The 18430-nt window shown below is 62.1% G+C and carries 18 protein-coding genes; 13 read left to right on the top strand and 5 right to left on the bottom strand.

Annotation, left to right across the window (positions count from 1 at the left end):
- Nucleotides 1-46 precede the first annotated feature (46 nt).
- The 4 genes from L4X63_RS14225 (at nucleotide 47) to L4X63_RS14210 (ending at nucleotide 3626) form a co-directional block, all read left to right on the top strand.
- Nucleotides 47-817: an MlaE family ABC transporter permease gene (locus tag L4X63_RS14225; RefSeq protein ID WP_250679306.1), complete on the top strand. Its 771-nt coding sequence runs from the start codon at nucleotides 47-49 to the stop codon at nucleotides 815-817.
- Nucleotides 818-821: 4 nt separating this feature from the next.
- Complete coding sequence (locus L4X63_RS14220) at nucleotides 822-1571, top strand: ABC transporter ATP-binding protein (RefSeq protein WP_250679305.1); 750 nt, start codon at nucleotides 822-824, stop codon at nucleotides 1569-1571.
- A 20-nt stretch (nucleotides 1572-1591) separates the two neighbouring features.
- Nucleotides 1592-2050: an outer membrane lipid asymmetry maintenance protein MlaD gene (mlaD, locus tag L4X63_RS14215; protein ID WP_250679304.1), complete on the top strand. Its 459-nt coding sequence runs from the start codon at nucleotides 1592-1594 to the stop codon at nucleotides 2048-2050.
- A 199-nt stretch (nucleotides 2051-2249) separates the two neighbouring features.
- Nucleotides 2250-3626 carry a TolC family protein gene (locus tag L4X63_RS14210; protein ID WP_250679578.1) on the top strand — a complete coding sequence of 459 codons (1377 nt, stop codon included), beginning with the start codon at nucleotides 2250-2252 and terminating at the stop codon, nucleotides 3624-3626.
- Nucleotides 3627-3689: 63 nt separating this feature from the next.
- On the opposite strand, the gene L4X63_RS14205 is transcribed toward L4X63_RS14210, so the two are convergent.
- The 4 genes from L4X63_RS14205 to L4X63_RS14190 form a co-directional block, all read right to left on the bottom strand.
- On the bottom strand, nucleotides 3690-5825 hold the full coding sequence (locus L4X63_RS14205) for a PAS domain-containing hybrid sensor histidine kinase/response regulator (RefSeq protein WP_250679303.1): 2136 nt from the start codon (nucleotides 5823-5825) through the stop codon (nucleotides 3690-3692).
- A 180-nt stretch (nucleotides 5826-6005) separates the two neighbouring features.
- Entirely contained in the window at nucleotides 6006-6458 is a 453-nt protein-coding gene (locus tag L4X63_RS14200) for a PaaI family thioesterase (protein ID WP_250679302.1), read from the bottom strand.
- Between the two features lie 12 nt (nucleotides 6459-6470).
- Nucleotides 6471-7178 (bottom strand): CDP-diacylglycerol diphosphatase, encoded by a 708-nt coding sequence (locus L4X63_RS23915; protein WP_250679301.1) that lies wholly within the window; start codon nucleotides 7176-7178, stop codon nucleotides 6471-6473.
- 25 nt (nucleotides 7179-7203) lie between these two features.
- A complete protein-coding gene (locus tag L4X63_RS14190; protein ID WP_250679300.1) occupies nucleotides 7204-8511 on the bottom strand; it encodes a ChaN family lipoprotein in 1308 nt (435 codons plus the stop codon).
- Nucleotides 8512-8756: 245 nt separating this feature from the next.
- Between L4X63_RS14190 and L4X63_RS14185 the strand changes: the two genes are divergently transcribed.
- The 8 genes from L4X63_RS14185 (at nucleotide 8757) to argC (ending at nucleotide 16013) form a co-directional block, all read left to right on the top strand.
- On the top strand, nucleotides 8757-9362 hold the full coding sequence (locus L4X63_RS14185; protein ID WP_250679299.1) for a Tgt2/MlaC family protein: 606 nt from the start codon (nucleotides 8757-8759) through the stop codon (nucleotides 9360-9362).
- A 124-nt stretch (nucleotides 9363-9486) separates the two neighbouring features.
- Nucleotides 9487-10575, top strand: a complete 1089-nt coding sequence (leuB, locus tag L4X63_RS14180; RefSeq protein WP_250679298.1) for a 3-isopropylmalate dehydrogenase — start codon at nucleotides 9487-9489, stop codon at nucleotides 10573-10575.
- A gap of 51 nt (nucleotides 10576-10626) precedes the next feature.
- Nucleotides 10627-11724: an aspartate-semialdehyde dehydrogenase gene (gene asd / locus L4X63_RS14175; protein ID WP_250679297.1), complete on the top strand. Its 1098-nt coding sequence runs from the start codon at nucleotides 10627-10629 to the stop codon at nucleotides 11722-11724.
- Nucleotides 11725-11932: 208 nt separating this feature from the next.
- Nucleotides 11933-12949: an aspartate-semialdehyde dehydrogenase gene (locus L4X63_RS14170; protein WP_250679296.1), complete on the top strand. Its 1017-nt coding sequence runs from the start codon at nucleotides 11933-11935 to the stop codon at nucleotides 12947-12949.
- A gap of 15 nt (nucleotides 12950-12964) precedes the next feature.
- Nucleotides 12965-13756, top strand: a complete 792-nt coding sequence (gene truA, locus L4X63_RS14165) for a tRNA pseudouridine(38-40) synthase TruA (protein ID WP_250679295.1) — start codon at nucleotides 12965-12967, stop codon at nucleotides 13754-13756.
- 222 nt (nucleotides 13757-13978) lie between these two features.
- Entirely contained in the window at nucleotides 13979-14410 is a 432-nt protein-coding gene (gene rplM, locus L4X63_RS14160; protein ID WP_250679294.1) for a 50S ribosomal protein L13, read from the top strand.
- A gap of 22 nt (nucleotides 14411-14432) precedes the next feature.
- Nucleotides 14433-14822 carry a 30S ribosomal protein S9 gene (gene rpsI / locus L4X63_RS14155; protein ID WP_250679293.1) on the top strand — a complete coding sequence of 130 codons (390 nt, stop codon included), beginning with the start codon at nucleotides 14433-14435 and terminating at the stop codon, nucleotides 14820-14822.
- A gap of 150 nt (nucleotides 14823-14972) precedes the next feature.
- On the top strand, nucleotides 14973-16013 hold the full coding sequence (gene argC / locus L4X63_RS14150) for an N-acetyl-gamma-glutamyl-phosphate reductase (RefSeq protein ID WP_250679292.1): 1041 nt from the start codon (nucleotides 14973-14975) through the stop codon (nucleotides 16011-16013).
- Nucleotides 16014-16202: 189 nt separating this feature from the next.
- Here argC and L4X63_RS14145 read toward each other — a convergent pair whose 3' ends face one another.
- Entirely contained in the window at nucleotides 16203-16436 is a 234-nt protein-coding gene (locus tag L4X63_RS14145) for a hypothetical protein (RefSeq protein ID WP_250679584.1), read from the bottom strand.
- Here L4X63_RS14145 and L4X63_RS14140 point away from each other — a divergent pair.
- The gene (locus L4X63_RS14140) at nucleotides 16399-18369 is read left to right on the top strand and encodes a YgiQ family radical SAM protein (RefSeq protein ID WP_250679291.1); all 1971 of its coding nucleotides are present in this window, start codon (nucleotides 16399-16401) and stop codon (nucleotides 18367-18369) included. The two genes, L4X63_RS14145 and L4X63_RS14140, sit on opposite strands and share 38 nt — an antisense overlap.
- The last annotated feature ends 61 nt before the right edge of the window (nucleotides 18370-18430 follow it).

Genomic DNA, 18430 nt, shown 5'->3' with positions numbered 1-18430 from the left:
CCATCTCTTACACTTTCATTGTGACTCTCCTTCGATTGGTGAAGCGATGATTACTCTGACTCGGAAAATCGGCGCACTCACTCTTGCCGGCCTCACTGAGATGGGGAGGATGTTCAACTTCATCCTCTATGCCTTCTACATCGCTATCAAGTCTCCCGGGCACCCGCGGCACGTACTGAAGCAGATGATTTTTATCGGCGTCCGCTCCTCCTTTGTCATCGTGCTGACTGCCGCCTTCACCGGAATGGTGCTCGGGCTCCAGGGTTACTATACGCTGACCAAGTTCGGCTCGGAAGGGATGCTCGGTGTGGCGGTCGCTCTCTCCCTTATCAGGGAACTCGGCCCGGTCCTCTCCGCTCTCATGGTGACCGGGCGGGCCGGCAGCGCAATCAGCGCCGAAATCGGCATCATGCGGATCTCCGAGCAGATCGACGCCCTGGAGACCATGGCGCTCGAGCCGTTCAAGTACCTGGTGGCGCCCAAGCTGGTGGCCTCGCTGCTCGCCTTGCCGCTTCTCTGCGCCATCTTCGATGTGGTCGGCATCTGGGGAGGGTACCTGGTCGGCGTCAAACTCCTCGGGGTCAATCCAGGCGCCTACTTCGGCGAGATGCAAAAGAGCGTGGAGTGGAAGGACGTCTACTCCGGGGTGATCAAGTCCGTCTGCTTCGGGGGGATCGTCTCCTGGATCTGCTGCTACAAGGGGTACTACACGGGACACGGAGCCGAAGGGGTTTCGAGGGCGACCACCACCGCGGTGGTGATGTCGAGCGTCATGATCCTGATCTGGGACTACTTCATAACTTCGGTACTTTTGTGACGCCATGATCAAGCTTGAGCGGGTGACAAAATCGTTCGGCAGCCAGGTGGTCCTCGACGAACTGGACCTCGAGATCGAGACCGGTCTCATCACTGCCATCATCGGCCCATCGGGCGAGGGGAAGAGTGTGCTCCTCAAGCACATGATCGGCCTGTTGAAGCCGGAGACCGGAACGGTGACGGTCGACGGCGAGGAGATCTCCGGAATGGGGAGGACCGCCCTCAACCGGGTGCGCGAGAAGTTCGGCATGCTCTTCCAGAACGCCGCCCTCTTCGACTCGCTCACCGTCTTCGAGAACGTCGCGTTCCCGCTGCAGGAGAAGACCAAGCTCTCGGACGCGGAGATCGCTCAAAGGGTCAGGGAATCGCTTTCCCACGTCGGGCTCCCGGACGTGGAACGGAAGTACCCGGACGAGCTGTCGGGGGGGATGAAAAAGAGGGTGGGGCTTGCCCGCGCGCTCCTGATGGACCCGGCCATCATCCTCTTCGACGAGCCGACCACCGGGCTCGACCCGGTCATCTGCCGCGCCATCCACCAGATGATCAAGGAAACCCACGGCCGCTTCGGCTACACGGCAGTGGTGGTCTCCCACGAGATCCCGGAGATCTTCGACATCTCCGACCGGGTAGCCGTTCTCTACCGGGGAAAGATCATCGAGAGCGGGACTCCCGGGCAGGTGCAGGGTTCCGCCAACCCGGTAGTGCGCCAGTTCATCAGCGGCAGCCTGGACGGGCCGATCCGGCTGATCAGATAGCGAGGCTTGAGGCAAACGTCATGGACACCAAAAAGGTTGGCTTGGACACGCTGGTCGGCGTCTTCGTGCTGGTAGGGATTCTCTGCCTCGGCTACCTCTCGATCCGGCTCGGCAAACTGGAGATCGTCGGGGGGGACAACTACCGGGTCTACGCTCTCTTCGACTCGGTATCGGGGCTCAAGAAGGGGGCCTCGGTGGAGATCGCCGGCGTGGAGGTGGGACAGGTCGACAGCATCGGTCTCGATCCCAAGCAGGCCGGGAGGGCGCGGGTCGTCCTCAAGCTGCAGCGGTCGGTGAAACTCCAGGACGACGTGATCGCCTCGGTGCGGACGCGCGGGATCATCGGCGACAAGTTCATCCTCCTGAGGCCCGGCGGCTCGGACACCGCCATCGGCCCGGGTGGCGTCATCCGCGAAACGGAGTCGTCGGTGGATCTGGAGGACCTGTTAAGCAAGTACATCCACGGGAAAGTGGATTAAAGGAATGATGCCTGAGGCCGGCTTCCCCCACCCCCTGGCCCCCTCCCTCCGGGGGAGGGGGGACCGGACGGATAGGCTTGGTTGGCGGAGCGTTCCCCCCTTTGCGAAGGGGGGACAGGGGGGATTTCGCCGACTACCCCACCCCCTGGCCCCTCTCCGGGGGAGGGGAAATGCACGGAGGAGGTGAGATGTGAGAGCGATGAGCTTCCAGCTTTTAAATATCAAACTGCACCGTTTCCCGGTGGTGGTTTTCACTGCTTTTCTGGCGATCTTCCTCGGTTACGGAGTCACCCCTGCTCACGCGGCGCCACAGGGGGCGCTCGGCTTGAGGGAGTGCCTTGAGCGGGCAATGACCCACGCACCGGAGCTGGGCGAGGCTCAGGCCGATGTGGAGCTCATGAGCGGAAAGCTCTCCGAGGCCAAGGGGTGGCGATGGCCACAGGTGGATGTCCTCGGGCTGATCGGGCCGGTGCCGCGGGCAAGGGGAAACCAGGTCAGCTCTCCCGACAGCATCAACTCCACCGACCTCACCTGGTTCTCGCGGGCCGACGTCCTCTTAATCCAGCCGATCTATAGTTTCGGGAAGCTCTCCCACGCCATGTCCGCTGCCACCCACGGCATCGAGGTGGAGAAGGCGCGCAAGGAGCAAAAGCGCAACGAGATCGCGGTCAAGGTGAAGGAGTACTACTACGGAGTGCTGCTGGCCCGCGAGCTGAAATCCCTGCTGGCCGAGGTGCGCGACGACCTCAACGACGCCAAGAAGAAGGCGCAGAAGCTTCTCGAGCAGAACTCGGAGAACGTCGAGGAGGCCGATGTCTTCAAGCTCGACGCCTTCGGAGGCGAAGTCGAGAAGTACATCGCCGAGGCCAACAAGGGGGAGACCCTGGCGCTGTCCGCTCTCAAGGCCCGCATCGGCCTCTCCCCCGGTGAGCCGCTGGAGATCGCCGACGGGCGGCTCACCCGGGTCGCCGACCAGTTGGCCCCGTTGGACGAGTATGTGGCCAAGGCCAAAGACGGCCGCCCTGAGTTCGTGCAGGTGCGAGAGGGGCTGAAGGCCCGTGAGGAGCTGGTCGCCGGTGCCAAGGCAGCCCGCTACCCCGACTTCTTTCTCGGCGCCACCCTTTCGGCCGCCGATTCCCCGGGGCGCGACCGCGTCAACAACCCCTGGGTCCCCGACGAGTTCAATCACTTCTGGGGCGGGGCGGCACTCGGGCTCAAGTGGAAGCTCGATTTCGGCATCACCTCCGCGAAGATCTCCCAGGAACAGGCGCAGTACGACCGGCTGATCTCTACGAAGCAGTTTGCCGAGGAGAATATCCCCCTGGAGGTCACCAAGTTCTACGACGAGGGGGTGGAGGCGGCCGCCGCCATCGAGGCGACCAGGAAGGGGTACGAGAATTCGAAGAAGTGGGCGGTGACGGCGCTGGCCAACTTCGACTTCGGAGTGGGGCCCGCCAAGGACATCTTCGACGCCCTCCAGCAGTACGCGAAGATGCGCGCCGCCTACTTCCAGGCGGTCTACGACTACAACATGTCCATGGCCAACCTGGCGCGGGCAGTGGGAAAAGCGGAGTAGGGGAGGGGAGGGGAGTAGGGGAGGGGAGGGGAGTAGGGCTGCGGGGGAAGGCTGAGCTGAAGGTCAGCTTTTCTGCGGCAATTGGCGGAGCGCCTCCCTGATTTCGGTCCAGCCGTAGGGTTTCGTGATGGCGGCCTGGAAGCCGTAGTCCCGGTGGCTGGCCATCACCGGATCGTTACTGTAACCGCTCGACACGATCAGCGCGGCGTCGGGATCGAGGGCGAGAATAAGTTTGGCCGCCTCCTTGCCACCCATCCCCGCCGGAACGGTGAGATCCATGATCGCGGCGGCAAATCCGCTCCCCTCTTCCACCGCCTCCTGGTAGATATAGACCGCCTCTTCGCCGGTAGCGCAGGCCACCACCTCATACCCGAAGTGATTGAGGATATCGCGGGTGAGGAGCCGGATGGTTTCCTCGTCGTCCATCACCAGGATCCTTCCCTGGGGAGTCTCCACCTGGTCTGCACCGCAGCCGGGTGCGGCCTCGCCCTCTGGCGAGTGGCGACAGGCAGGAAGGTAGAAGGTGAAGGTGGTTCCGGCGCCGATGGTGGAAGAGACTTCCACCTTGCCGTTATGCTTGCCGACGATGGAGTGGACCGAAGCGAGCCCCAGCCCGGTCCCCCCCGCCTTGGTCGTGTAGAAGGGATCGAAGATCCTCGACACCTCTTCCTTAGGAATCCCGCACCCCTGGTCGGCGAAGCTGATCTTCACGTAGCGTCCCGGCGGCAGCCGCAGGCCGCTGTCCTCCCCCAGCACCACGTTCTCTCCGCTCACCGTAAGAGTCCCGCCCCCCGGCATCGCCTGCAGCGCATTGATGATGACGTTGTTGAAGACCTGGTTCATCTGCCCCTCGTCGGCCTCGATGCAGTCGATCACCTCCGGGAGATCGACCACCGCCTTCGAGTTCGATCCCCGCAGCGCCAGCGAGAGTGACTCCTTGACCAGATCCTTCACCGGGACCGCCTTCTTCACCGGGTTTCCCCCCTTGGCGAAGGTGAGGAGCTGGTGGGCCAGTTCGGCGGCTCGCAGCGACGCCTTTTCGGCGTGTCCCAGCGACTTGCGGGCCGGGTGGGAGGGATCGATGAGAAGCCCCATGAAGGAGAGATTTCCCAGGATGCCGGTGAGGATGTTGTTGAAGTCGTGGGCGATCCCGCCGGCCAGGATGCTGAGGGACTCCAGTTTCTGGGTCTTGAGGATCTCGGACTGCATCGCCTCCCAGCGGGTGAGGTCGGTGAAGATGTAGAGGAAGCGGTCGTGTACCAGCCGGATGTTGACGATCAGGTGGCGGCGGGAGCCGTCCTTGCAGGTCGCGGTCCCCTCGACCGGAGGGACGGCGCCGCCTTCCCGGGCAGTTCGGATGGCACGGTTCCAGACCTCCCGGACGGTACCTCCGCCGGAGGCCTCGGGAAAGGCGCGGACCAGAAGCTGTTCGACGGTGGGAACGTCCTCGACGGTGTAGCCGAGCCAGTCGATGAGGCAGCGGTTGAGGTAGGCAAAGGTACCGGTTTCGCCGGTCCAGGCTACCCCGGTCGGCATCTGCTCCATCATCCCCTTGAGCGCCTCTTCGTTCTTCCTGATCGTCTCCTCGCTCTCCTTCCTGGCGGTGATGTCGCGTACCACGACGATGACCCTTGGTTCCCCCCGGATGGCGGCCCCACGCATGTTGACCTCGGTCCAGAAGAGCGTGCCGTCTTTGCGCCGGCAGAGCCACTCGAATACCGGGACCTCTCCGCCGGCGGCCTTCTCGAGGTGGACCATGGCCTCTGCCTGCGAGTAGGGGGGGCGGCCAAAACTTATGTCCTGTACGGAGAGCTTGAGGGCCTCCTCGCGGGGGTAACCGTACATGGTGCACATGGTCTGGTTTACGTCGAGGATGCTGCCGTCTTGGGCGTGGATGAAGATCGCGTCGTTGACGTTGTGGTAGATGGTCTGGAAGCGCTCTTCGCTTTCGGCCAGTTCCTCGATCATCTCGGCGTTGCGCCGGCCGAAGCGCCCGATCAACTGGTGGAGCATGGCGGAGGTAATGAGGATGAAGAGAAGCCCTTTGAAGACGGAGAGGCGGGCGATGAGTTCCCTGCTCTCGATCATCCCGGAGACCAGGGTGTCGGAAAAGAAGATCCAGGCGCTCCCGAAGAGGGCGTAGATAACGACAATTTTCCTGGTTTCCCTGGCGGCCCCCCGCCGAAGCCTGGTCCTCATCGCGTGCTCCAATTGGTAACTGCCGGAGAAAAGGTGGAATTCCGGCGAACTATGTCACATCCGGACCCCGGGCGTCAACGGCTGTGGTGCGGGGACGCCTGGGCGGAAGCGAGGAGGCGGATCTCCCGGGGAGATTATGGGATTACCCCGGAGCGGGGCTGGTGAGGAAGGTCAGGTGGTCTAGTCTCCGAAGGTAATGCCGCGGACCTTGACGTCGCGGGCGATCTTGAAAGTGGAGCGGAACTCCATCACACCCCGCTCCTCGTCGTCATAGACGGTGGTGATCCCCTGGATGATCCTCTCTTCCCGGGAAACCACCTCGGCACGGGCGGTGACCACCCCTTTCTTTACCGGGTGGAGGAAGCTCACCTCCATCTTGATGGTGGCGAAGTGGGAGCCCGGCTCGACGAGGCTTTTGATGGCCATGACGACGGCGGTGTCCGCGAGGCTCACCAGCGCTCCGCCGTGCATGAGCCCCGCACCGTTGCAGTACTCCTGGTAAAAGGGCATGGAGAGGGTCGCTTTGCCGTCTTCGGCGCAATGGATCGTCATGTTGAGCAGTTGCTCGAAGGGGGCGGTGCTGATCCAGGCCGGCATGGCGAACTGGTGCGGCCCTGTCGAAGGTGCGGTCATGCTATCGGCTCCTCACGGTTGGTGTGGCTGGTTCGGGAGACAACGCTCCTGGACGAAGTCCTTCTCGGGGCTGGCGGCATCGACCAGCACGACGAATCCCCCCCCGGGATCCCGGGCCACGAGGACGCCGTACTCGGAGAGCTTCGCGGCGCAGGCGAGGCGGCTCGCGGTGTCCCATACGTTGGCGAGGTCGCGTATCCGGGCGGTCGGGTAGGAGGAAAAGCGGCTGCGGGCGTCTTTCTTGAGCCTGACCATGTGCAGGTGCATCTGGTCCTGGCTGCGGCCGCTACGGGGATTGACGACGACGGTGAGCAGATCCTCTTCGGGAATCTTCGAGCGCCCGGTGGCCCAGGCGAACTCCCATATGGCGGCCGGACGCCGCGGATCCTCCACACCGGCCACCCGGGCGCGGGGGATGGCCAGCCCATGGACTAAGCCGGAAGGGCAGCCGCACATCTTGCGGTCGCGGACGGCGACGAAGTCTGCAGTTTCGGCCCAGACCTCGGTGGTCTCCTTGCAGAAATTCTCCGCGGCACAGGCTGTTTCCGCACGGGGTGCCCGGCACTTGGCGCAGTAGTCCGCGGCCGACGGGTCGAGGCAGTTGCCGATGATATCCCAGAGAATGTCGCGCGAGCCTGCCAGGGCATTGAGCGGCAGGCTCACCCAGAGCGCGATCAGTACCGAGACGGTAAGCACCCGGAGAGAGCGGGATCGATTCACGGGCATTCTCCTTGCGGCCGGCCGGTCACGGTTTCTCTTTGGGATGGGTTTCGCTGGCGGCCGGGGGGGCGCCTGCCGCCGGGGCGGCTCCCGTTGCCGGGGCCCCGCCAGCGCCGCGGTACTCCACGTCGACCTTCATCGGTTTGCCGTCGCGCAGCAGTTCGATGGTTCCGTGGTCGCCGGGGTTTTTCTTCTTGATGCCGAACGAAAGGTCGTAGCCGTCGGTGAGCGGCTCGCCGTCCATGGCGGTAAGGATGTCGCTGGCCTTGATATCGGCGCGGGATGCGTTGGAATCGGGGACCACGGTCTGTACCTTGAGCCCTTTGCCGTTCGGTTCGGGCTCGTATGCGACGCCGAGCAGGATCTGCTTCTGCAACTGCTCATAGGAGATGAAGGCAAGGAAGTCGTAGGGCCGCATCGGGAAATCCGGGATGGTGACATCCATGTACTCGGGGACCTTCCCTTCGGAGATGCTGATCTCGCTCCCGCCGATCAAGGTGTACGAGGTGGGGAGCCGCCGGAAGACACGGCGGGGTATGCCGAATCCATAGTTGATGTGATTGCCCCCCGCGATCACCACGAGGTGACGCCCCTTGCCGGCCGGGCTTTTGAGGAAGCGTACCGCCGACTCGGCCATGGTCTCGTCCCACAAGGTCTGGGCCCGCAGGAAGGCTTCCACGGCCATTTTCCCATGGGTGTGCCCCTGGAACATGCTTTCGGTCATCCCGCGCTGGTACGGGTCGTTCATGTCGAATTCGGGGAGCTGCGCCTTTTCTTCCGGGGTGAGCTCTGCGAGCGGCTTGCTCCTCACGGCCTGCACGAGGCTCTTGTCCGCGTTCAATCCCACCACCGGGATGTGCTGGTCCCGGCAGAAGAGGAGCAGGTCGCGGTAGTAGTCGAAATCCATCCGCCAGTTGTCGTACCACTTGGACGTCTTGACGAAGCTCTTTTCGTCCAACTCTCCCGCCACCCAGCGGTCCAGGATCGGCTGCTGCGACCGGGTGAACATCTCCATCCCGAGGGCCGTCTGGCCCGGGTGGCGGCGCTCCATTCCCTTAAGTGCCAAAAGCTCGAGGCGGTGGGAAGCCGGATTGTCGTGGGTCTCGCCGACGTAGACCACCCGCGAGTCGCCGGCGATGTCGAGCATCTCCTCGGCGCTCACCTTGACGCCGGTGGCGAGGTGGACGATCTCCCCGACCTTGGGGGGCGTCTCCAGCGGATAGGGGTTCTCGGGATTACCCATGAGACGGTGCTTCGGTGCAGTCGAGCAGGCGGTCAAGGCAAAGAGTCCGAGGCAGGCGGCAAGCAGTAGCGGTCGCGGGAGTAAGGACATGGTTCCTCCGGAAGACGCCCATTGTAAGGGGGGCGTGAATTGAAATCGGCGGGGCAAGGCAAGGGAGACGATTCATGGCTCAGGCCGCTCCAAGAGTCAGGGATTGCGATTGATTATCCGGTTGCTGAATCAGTGCCGGATGGTATGCTCTACCCCGCGGAATACAAAGATGGTACCATAACACTCATGAATATAAACCGCAAGTTGTGCGGAGATGCGGCAGTACCTGGTTGGGAGGAATGAGTATGAAGTCATCGTTTATGTCACTGGTCATGGTCTTCTTTCTTTGCGTTGTCACCCCTGCCAATGGCTATGCCTCGCCCACCAGCGAGGTCAAACAGGTGGTCGACGAGGTGGTCAGGGTCGTGTCGAATCCTGAGCTTAAAAAGCCGCAGAAGGAACAGCAGCGCCGGCAGGCACTCAAGCAGTCGATCAGCCGGATCTTCGACTACGGGGAGATGGCCCAGCGCTCGCTGGCAACCCACTGGAAGGAGCGGAGCCCCCAGGAGCGCGCGGAGTTCGTCTCCCTGTTTGAGACCCTTTTGCAGAACTCCTACGCCGGAAAGATCGAGTCCTATCATAACGAGAAGATCGTCTACCTCAACGAGGTGGTGGACGGACAGCATGCGGAGGTGAGGTCGAAAGTCATAGCTCCCAAGGGGGACGAATATGCACTGGATTACCGGCTCCTGCTCAAAAACGGGAGATGGATGGTGTACGACGTGGTGATCGAAGGGGTGAGCCTCGTCTCCAACTACCGGGGACAGTTCAACCGGATCATCAACAGCCAGGGGTACCCTGCACTGGTCAAGAAGCTAAGGACGAAGAGCGAGGAGATCAAAGCGCCGTAACTGGCTGTTTCCATAACTGTAATTGAGGCCGTTAAACCTTTGTTTGACGGCCTTTTTTGTATTGACAATCCAGCGCCTACGCTAATAGAATCGCGAATTTAATAACAACGTGGAGGTTTTATAAATGGGAAAGCTTTTCAAAGTGGCGGTTCTTCCTGGTGACGGCATTGGCCCCGAGGTTATGGCCGAGGCGCTGAAGGTGCTGGACGCAATCGAGAAACGCTACGAGGTGAAGTTCGAGCGCACTCACGCAAACGTCGGCGGTGCCGGCATCGACCTCGAGGGGCGTGCGCTTCCCGAAACCACCGTTAACATCTGCAAGAACGCCGACGCCATCCTCTTCGGCTCGGTAGGCGGCCCGAAATGGGAAAGCCTTCCGCCCGACGAGCAGCCGGAGCGCGGCGCCCTTTTGCCGCTTCGCAAGATCTTCGGCCTCTACGCGAACCTGCGTCCGGCCATCATCTTCCCGTCCCTGACCGGCGCCTCCTCCCTGAAGGAAGAGGTCATCGCGGGGGGCTTCGACGTGCTGGTCATTCGCGAGCTGACCGGCGGCATCTACTTCTCCCAGCCGAAAGGGATCGAAGGGGAAGGGCGTGAGCGCGTCGGGGTCGACACCATGCGCTACAGCGTCCCCGAGATCGAGCGCATCACCCACGTCGCCTTCCAGGCGGCCAGAAAGCGCGGCAAGAAGGTCTGCTCGATCGACAAGGCCAACGTCCTTTCCTCCTCGGTTTTGTGGCGTGAAGTGGTGATCGGGATCGCCAAGGAGTACCCGGACGTCGAGCTCACTCACATGTACGTGGACAACGCTGCTATGCAGCTGGTAAAGTGGCCGAAGCAATTCGACGTCATCCTCTGCGAAAACATGTTCGGCGACATCCTCTCCGACGAGGCCGCGATGCTGACCGGCTCCCTCGGCATGCTCCCCTCCGCCTCCCTGGCTGAAGGTTCCTTCGGTATGTACGAGCCCTCCGGCGGCAGCGCCCCGGATATCGCGGGCCAGGGTGTCGCCAACCCGATCGCCCAGATCCTCTCCGCCGGGATGATGCTCCGCTACTCCTTCGGGATGGTCGAGGCGGCCGACGCCATCGACAGCGCGGTGGCCAAGGTGCTCGATCAGGGCTACCGCACCCGCGACATCTATCAGCAGAAGGAAGGCGAGAAGCTGGTCAACACCAAGGAGATCGGCGACGCGATCATCGCGAACCTGTAATAGCTAAACACTTACTTCCCTATTAACCCAATAAGCGAAAAGGAACGAACTATGAAAGTCGGACTTGTCGGTTGGCGTGGTATGGTTGGCTCCGTCCTTATGCAGCGCATGCAGGAGGAGAATGATTTCGCCGGTATCGAGCCGGTGTTTTTCAGCACTTCCCAGACGGGGCAGCCGGCCCCGATGAACGCCGGCACCCTGAAGGACGCTTCCGATATCAACGAGCTCAAAAAGCTCGACGTGATCATCACCTGCCAGGGGGGCGATTACACCAAGGCGGTCCGTCCGGAGCTCGCCAAGGCCGGCTGGAACGGCTACTGGATCGACGCGGCCTCGACCCTCCGTATGGAGTCCGATGCCGTCATCATCCTCGACCCGGTCAACCGCAACGTCATCGATGCAGCGCTCGCCAAGGGGGTCAAGGACTACATCGGCGGCAACTGCACCGTGAGCCTCATGCTGATGGGCCTCGGCGGGCTCTTCCGCGCCGGCGTGGTTGAGTGGATATCCTCCATGACCTACCAGGCCGCCTCGGGCGCGGGCGCTCCCAACATGCGCGAGCTTCTCTCCCAGATGGGTGTCCTGAATGCGGCGGTGGCCGAGGAGCTGAAGAATCCTTCCTCCGCCATCCTCGAAATCGACAAGAAGGTCACCGCAACCCTTAGGGGCGGCGACATGCCGGTGAAGGAGTTCGGCTTCCCGCTGGCCGGGAGTGTCCTTCCCTGGATCGACCGTGAAGTGGAAGACGGCCAGAGCCGCGAGGAGTGGAAAGGGTACGCCGAGACCAACAAGATCCTCGGCACCGCCACCCCGATCCCGGTGGACGGCCTTTGCGTCCGCGTGGGCGCCATGCGCTGCCACAGCCAGGCGCTGACCATCAAGCTCAAGAAGGACGTTCCTCTCGCCGACCTCGAGGAGATGATCAAGAACGACAACCAGTGGGTCAAGTACGTTCCCAACAACAAGCCGGACACCCTGGCCCAGCTCACCCCGACCGCCGTTTCCGGTTCGCTCACCGTTCCGGTCGGCCGTCTGCACAAGATGAAGATGGGGCCGGAGTACGTCACCGCCTTCACCTGCGGCGACCAGCTCCTGTGGGGTGCCGCCGAGCCGCTGCGCCGCATGCTGCAGATCCTGAAGGAGAGGTAGTCTCTTCCTCACATAACGGCAGTAAGGAGCGCGTCCCCTTGCGGGGCGCGCTTCTCTTTTTGCCTCTTGTTCCCTCCCCCCTGGAGGGGGAGGGGCAGGGTGGGGGGGAGGCTGGCTTCGGTACTCCGTTGATACCTCCCCCACCCCCTCGCCCCCTCCCTCAAGGGGAGGGGGGATTGAAAATAGAGGACGAACGTAAGGAGAAGATATGAGCAGGCTTTTCAATGTTGCAATCGTGGGCGCTACCGGCGCGGTCGGGGCGCAGATGATGGAGTGCCTGGATGAGCGCGATTTCCCGGTCGGGAAGATCAAGTTGCTGGCCAGCAAACGGAGCGCCGGCGAATTTCTCGAGTTCCGCGGCGAATCCATCGAGGTGGAAGAGCTTACCCACGATTCCTTCAAGGGGATCGACATCGCTCTCTTCTCGGCGGGCGGTGCGCGCTCCGAGGAGTTCTGCCCCTCCGCAGTCAAGGCGGGCGCGGTCTGCATCGATAACTCCTCCGCCTGGCGGATGGATGAGGATGTCCCGCTGGTAGTGCCGGAGGTGAATCCGGAGGCGATCGCCGGTTTCAGGAAGAAGGGGATCATCGCCAACCCGAACTGCTCCACCATTCAGATGGTGGTGGCATTGAAGCCGCTGCACGACGCGGCGGCCATCAAGAGGATCGTGGTCTCCACCTACCAGGCGGTTTCCGGCACCGGCAACAAGGCCATCGACGAGCTGAGGATCCAGGCCGGTGAGCTCTTGAACGGCCGCCCCGCCGAAAACAAGGTCTATCCGCACCAGATCGCCTTCAACTGCCTGCCGCAGATCGATTCCTTCTGCGACAACGGCTACACGAAGGAAGAGATGAAGATGGTCAACGAGACCAAGAAAATCATGGGGGCGGCTATCAAGACCACCGCCACCTGCGTCAGGGTGCCGGTCTTCTTCGGGCATTCGGAGTCGGTCAACATCGAGACCGGGAAGAAGCTGACCGTGGCCGAGGCAAGAACGCTCCTGAAGGCTGCGCCGGGTGTCGAACTCGTTGACGATCCTGAGGAGAGCGAGTACCCGATGGCGATCGATGCCGCCGGAGAGGATGCCACCCTCGTGGGGCGCATCCGCGAAGACGAGTCGGTAGAGAATGGCCTCAACCTCTGGATCGTGGCCGACAACCTCCGCAAGGGTGCCGCCACCAACGCGGTGCAGATCGCCGAGATCCTCATCGAGAAATACCTGTAACCACCACGGGGCCGTATGCGGAACATCAAGCTCATCGTCGAATACGACGGCACCGCCTATGCCGGCTGGCAGATCCAGCCGAACGGGCTTACCATCCAGGAGGTCATGGAGGAGGCGCTCGGCCGCATGCTGGGCGAGCCGGCCAAGCTCCGCTCCTCGGGGCGGACCGACGCCGGTGTCCATGCCCGCGGCATGGTGGCCTGTTTCAGGACCGGCAAGGGGATGCCGCTACGCGCCTTTCGCGAGGGGCTCAATACCCAGCTTCCCGAGGACATCGCCGTGCGCGACGCGTGCGAGGTCCCGCTGGAGTTCAATCCGCGTGCGGATGCGGTGTCGAAACATTACCGGTACACGCTCCTCCTCGACCGCTTCCGCTCACCCCTGGTGAGGCATACGTCGTGGAGGGTGCCGGGACCGGTGAACGTTCCGGCTATGGAGGCGGCGGCGGCCGGGTTCATCGGCGAGCACGACTTCCTTGCCTTCCAGGGAGCCAGATGCGCGGCCAAAACGACCATCCGGAGGATCAACTCGATCGATCTGGTCCGGGAGGGGGAACTCCTTCACCTCGACATCAACGGGAGCGGCTTTCTCAAGAACATGGTGCGGATCATGGCGGGGACCTTGGTGGACGTCGGGCTGGGAAGGAGAACTGCGGAGGATATCAGGCGGCTCCTTCTCGAAGGGGATCGCCCGGACGCCGGTATCACCGCGCCGCCGCAGGGGCTTTGCCTGATGGAAGTATTCTACCCGGAAGAGTCGCTGAAAATGCCGGTCCCGATTTCCCCCTCTCTTGGAGGGAGGGGGTGAGGGGGTGGGGGAACCCGGCCATTGGGGCGGAGGAGGGCTTCTCCACCGATAGCTAAAATCCCCCCTGTCCCCCCTTCGCAAAGGGGGGGGACCTAGTGCCGACCTTGTTAATCAAACATTATCCGAGTTTTTATCTTGACACGGACAGACAATTCGATTAAATTTTCAATTTCCGAATTTCCCATAGTAGCTTTTGCTAATTCCAGATAGCTGTGAGGTTTTATGAAGACGACGCAAGTTGCCAAAAAAGAAGAAGTGACCAGGGATTGGTACCTGGTTGATGTGGATAATAAGGTCCTCGGCCGTGTTGCCACCGAAATCGCCAACGTCCTGCGTGGCAAAAACAAGCCGACCTTTACCCCGAGTGTCGATACCGGCGACTTCGTAATCGTCGTCAATGCCGAGAAAATTGCCCTGACCGGCAAGAAATTCTCCGACAAGACTTACTACAGCCACTCCTCTTTCCCCGGCGGTCTCAAAGAGATCACTGCCGGCAAGCTTCTTGACAAGAAGCCGGAAGAGCTCCTCAAGAAAGCGGTCAAGGGTATGCTTCCCAAGAACAAGCTTGCCCGTCACATGCTGAAGAAGCTCAAGATCTACTCCGGCTCTGCTCATCCGCATGCCGCACAGCAGCCGAAAAATCTGAACATCTAATTCGTACATCAGGAGATATAAAATGGCAGTGAGCTTTTACGCTACGGGAAAAAGGAAATCCTCGATCGCCAGGGTTTGGATCAAGCCGGGTTCGGGTGAGATCACGGTTAATACCAAGTCTCTCGACCAGTACTTCGGTCGTGAAACCTCCAAGATGGTCGTCAAGCAGCCGCTTGAGCTGACTGAGAATGTCGGCAAGTACGACATCTTCGTCACCGTCAAAGGCGGCGGCGACTCCGGCCAGGCCGGCGCCATCAAACACGGCATCACCAAGGCCCTCATCGAGGCCGAAGCCGAACTGCGTGGCACCCTCAAAAAGGCTGGTTTCATCACCCGCGATTCGCGCATCAAGGAAAGAAAGAAATACGGCAAGAAAGCTGCCCGCGCAAGCTTCCAGTTCTCCAAGCGTTAATCCGCTGCCGGAAAGCCGTTCATTCAGCACTTCAAAGGGGGAATCCGCAAGGGTTCCTCCTTTTGCTGTTTGTTCGGTGCTACAAATCGGTTGCCTTTTCCTTTCACTACCTACTACAATTCCCGAATTACCAGTGCACGGAGGCGTTCCATGTTAAAGGTTGCCGTAGTCGGAGCCAGTGGCTACACCGGTGTAGAGTTACTCCGGATTCTTCATTCCCATCCTGAGGTCGCGGTAACTTGCGTAACCTCGGAACAGAGTGCGGGCCGCCCGGTCAGCGATGTCTTTCCGACTCTCCGTGGCCGTTGCGACATCCTGTTGGAGAACCTGGAGCCGGTAACCATCGCCGAAAAAGTGGACGTGGTCTTCACCGCTCTTCCGCACAAGGCCGCCATGGCGGTCGTCCCGACCTTCCTGAAGATGGGCAAGGACGTGATCGATCTCTCCGCCGACTACCGTCTGCACGATGCCGAGGTCTACAACAAGTGGTACGACAAGCACCTCAATCCTGAGTTCCTGGAGCAGGCCGTGTACGGCATTCCGGAGCTTCGCCGCGCCGAGATCGCCGAGGCGTCGCTGATTGCCAACCCCGGCTGCTACCCGACCAGCGTCATCCTCGGCCTCGCACCGCTTCTGAAGGGGAAGGTGATCAATCCCGCCTCGATCATCGTCGACGCCAAGTCAGGGACCTCAGGGGCCGGCCGCGGCGCCAAGGTCGATAACCTGTACTGCGAGGTCAACGAGGCATTCCGCGCCTACAGCGTGGGTGGCGTTCACCGGCACATCCCGGAGATCGAGCAGGAGCTTTCCCTGCTGGCCGGCAGCGACATCGCCATCTCGTTCACTCCGCACCTGGTACCGATGGACCGCGGGATCCTCTCGACCATCTACGCAGCCCCCAACGGGAAGGTGACGGCGGCCGAGCTCATCACTCTCTATGAAACCTTCTACGACGGCGAGCCGTTCGTGAGGGTGCTGCCGGAAGGGCGTCTCCCCTCCACTGCGTACGTGCGGGGATCGAACTTCTGCGACATCGGCATCGTGGTCGACGAGCGGACCGGCAGGATCATCATCCTCTCCGCCATCGACAACCTGGTCAAAGGCGCCTCCGGTCAGGCAATCCAGAACATGAACCTCATGTGCGGATTCCCCGAGACCCTTGGCCTGGAACTCCTCCCGGTCTTCCCGTAGTCTCCCCATTCTCTCCTCCCCCCTCTAAAAAAGGGGGGCAGGGGGGGATTTGCAGGTGTTTCATCTGAAAGGCAAATCCCCCTAAATCCCCCTTTTTCAAAGGGGGACTTTGATAAAAGGCTCGTGACGAGCCAAAGGTTTTATGAAAAAGGCACGCTCCCCCAAGCAGCAATCCGGCAGACCCAACTTTCATTCCTCTCCTAGCAAGCCGAAATCGCCAAAGCCGTCATCGCCGCACTCCAGCACCTCGAAATCGTCTCCGTCCAAGCCGGTCCCGGCGAAGCCCTCAAAGCCTTCGACCAAGCCCGCCTCGGCGAAGAATCCGGCTCCTGCGAGTACCTCTGCCGCTGGTAACCTCCCCTTCAAGGGGAGTGACCGGGTGAGGATGGGGGATAAGTCCGTGTCCGCCTTCCTTCCGACCACGATGGCCGAAGCAAGGGCACGCGGCTGGCACGAGCTGGATGTCATCTTCGTGAGCGGGGATGCGTACATCGACCACCCGGCCTTCGGGGTGCCGCTTTTGGCGCGCTTCCTGGAATCGCTGGGGCTGAGGGTGGGGATCATTGCCCAGCCGGATTGGCGGAGCAAGGAACCGTTCATGGCGATGGGGAAGCCGCGCCTCTTCTTCGGCGTGGCGGCTGGCGCCATGGACTCAATGGTGGCCCACTACACGCCGGCACGGAAGCTTCGCCGCGACGACGCCTACACACCCGGCGACCGCCATGGCGCCCGGCCCAATCGCGCCACCATCGTCTATACCTCGAGGCTGAAAGAGGCCTACCGCGATGTGCCGGTGGTGATCGGCGGCATCGAGGCGAGCCTGAGGCGCTTTGCCCACTACGACTTCTGGGAGGACAAGGTCCGCCGCTCGATCATCTTCGACGCCAAGGCTGACTTGCTGGTGTACGGCATGGGGGAGGCACCCTTGCGGGAACTGGTGGAACGGCTGCAGGCCGGCGAAGACTTCGCCGCCATCCGCGACATCCGCGGCACCGCCTACGTCGCGTCCACCCCGCCGGGTGCCGCCGCCACTGCCGCCACTGTCACCGCCGTGGACACCGTGGACACCGTGGACACCGTGGACACCGTGGACACCGTGGACACCGTGGAAAGCCGGGAAAGCCGGGAAAGCCGGGAAAGCCGGGAAAGCGGTGGCGACGCGTCCCCCCCTTTGCGAAGGGGGGACAGGGGGGATTTTAGCGCTGGCGCCAAAGCCGTCGAACTCCCCTCCTACGAAGAGGTCTCCGCCGCCAAAGAAACCTTCGCCGTTTCCTTCAAGCTCCTATCCGCCGAACAGAACCCCGGCTGCGCCAGGGTGGTCGTCCAGCGCCATGCCGAGCGTTACCTGGTGTGCAATCCTCCGGCGCAGCCTCTCACCCCTCAGGCGCTCGACGCCCTTTACGCGCTCCCCTTTCAGAAAGCGCCGCACCCAAGTTATGGCGAGGCGATCCCGGCTTACGAGCAGATCCGGACCTCCGTCACTACCCACCGCGGCTGCTTCGGTGGCTGTGCCTTCTGCGCCATCACCCATCACCAGGGTAAGACCATTCAATCCCGCAGCGACGCCAGCGTGCTGGACGAACTCAAGCGCCTGGCCGCCGAGCCATGGTTCCGCGGGAGCGTGAGCGATATCGGCGGGCCGACCGCCAACATGTTCGGCCTTTCCTGTGGGAACAAGGAGGCCGAGAAGGTCTGCCGGCGTGAGAGTTGCCTCTTTCCCAAGCCGTGCGGCAATCTCGTCACCGACGACGCCCGGAGCTCCCGCCTTCTCGCCCGCGCCCGGGGTGTCTCGGGTGTCAAACATATCGCCGTCTCTTCCGGGGTCCGCTACGACCTCCTCGAGCGGCAGCCGCGCTATCTCCGCGAACTGATCGGGCACCACGTAAGCGGACTGCTCAAGGTCGCTCCCGAACACCTCACCGACCGCGTCACCGCCGCCATGCGCAAGCCGGGGCGTGCAACGTTCGAGCGCTTCCGCGACGCCTTCCTCAAGGAGAGCTCGCGCATCGGGAAGAAGCAGCACATCGTCCCCTACTTCATCTCCGGCCACCCCGGCTGCACCCTTTCGGACATGGTCGACCTCGCCCTCATGCTGAGACGCTGGGGGATGAAGGTCGAGCAGGTGCAGGATTTCACCCCCACCCCGGGTACTCTCTCCACCTGCATGTACCACACGGGGATCGATCCCCTGACCGGTGCCAAGGTCTACGTCGCCAAAAGCGATAGGGAGAAAGGGCTCCAGAAGTCACTCCTTCTCTACCATGTGCCCGAGGAGCGGAAGAACTGTCTGCTGGCGTTGAAAGAATGTGGAAGGGAAGGGGACGCCGACGAATTGTTCGGGGGGCGCAGGCGGTAAACCGAATCAGAATTATCTGGACCCGATTTTGCATGTATACAGCGTCGCGCGATCCCGGACA

The organism is Geomonas sp. Red32, assembly GCF_023652955.1.
Classification (GTDB): Bacteria; Desulfobacterota; Desulfuromonadia; order Geobacterales; family Geobacteraceae; genus Geomonas.
This window is presented reverse-complemented; position numbering and strand designations above follow the sequence as displayed.

Bases quoted from the DNA above. Each gene is read 5' to 3' on its own strand.
- L4X63_RS14225 (WP_250679306.1), top strand. From the start codon at position 47: ATGATTACTCTGACTCGGAAAATCGGCGCACTCACTCTTGCCGGCCTC.
- L4X63_RS14220 (WP_250679305.1), top strand. From the start codon at position 822: ATGATCAAGCTTGAGCGGGTGACAAAATCGTTCGGCAGCCAGGTGGTC.
- mlaD (WP_250679304.1), top strand. From the start codon at position 1,592: ATGGACACCAAAAAGGTTGGCTTGGACACGCTGGTCGGCGTCTTCGTG.
- L4X63_RS14210 (WP_250679578.1), top strand. From the start codon at position 2,250: ATGAGCTTCCAGCTTTTAAATATCAAACTGCACCGTTTCCCGGTGGTG.
- L4X63_RS14205 (WP_250679303.1), bottom strand. From the start codon at position 5,825: ATGAGGACCAGGCTTCGGCGGGGGGCCGCCAGGGAAACCAGGAAAATT.
- L4X63_RS14200 (WP_250679302.1), bottom strand. From the start codon at position 6,458: ATGACCGCACCTTCGACAGGGCCGCACCAGTTCGCCATGCCGGCCTGG.
- L4X63_RS14190 (WP_250679300.1), bottom strand. From the start codon at position 8,511: ATGTCCTTACTCCCGCGACCGCTACTGCTTGCCGCCTGCCTCGGACTC.
- L4X63_RS14185 (WP_250679299.1), top strand. From the start codon at position 8,757: ATGAAGTCATCGTTTATGTCACTGGTCATGGTCTTCTTTCTTTGCGTT.
- leuB (WP_250679298.1), top strand. From the start codon at position 9,487: ATGGGAAAGCTTTTCAAAGTGGCGGTTCTTCCTGGTGACGGCATTGGC.
- asd (WP_250679297.1), top strand. From the start codon at position 10,627: ATGAAAGTCGGACTTGTCGGTTGGCGTGGTATGGTTGGCTCCGTCCTT.
- L4X63_RS14170 (WP_250679296.1), top strand. From the start codon at position 11,933: ATGAGCAGGCTTTTCAATGTTGCAATCGTGGGCGCTACCGGCGCGGTC.
- truA (WP_250679295.1), top strand. From the start codon at position 12,965: ATGCGGAACATCAAGCTCATCGTCGAATACGACGGCACCGCCTATGCC.
- rplM (WP_250679294.1), top strand. From the start codon at position 13,979: ATGAAGACGACGCAAGTTGCCAAAAAAGAAGAAGTGACCAGGGATTGG.
- rpsI (WP_250679293.1), top strand. From the start codon at position 14,433: ATGGCAGTGAGCTTTTACGCTACGGGAAAAAGGAAATCCTCGATCGCC.
- argC (WP_250679292.1), top strand. From the start codon at position 14,973: ATGTTAAAGGTTGCCGTAGTCGGAGCCAGTGGCTACACCGGTGTAGAG.
- L4X63_RS14140 (WP_250679291.1), top strand. From the start codon at position 16,399: ATGGGGGATAAGTCCGTGTCCGCCTTCCTTCCGACCACGATGGCCGAA.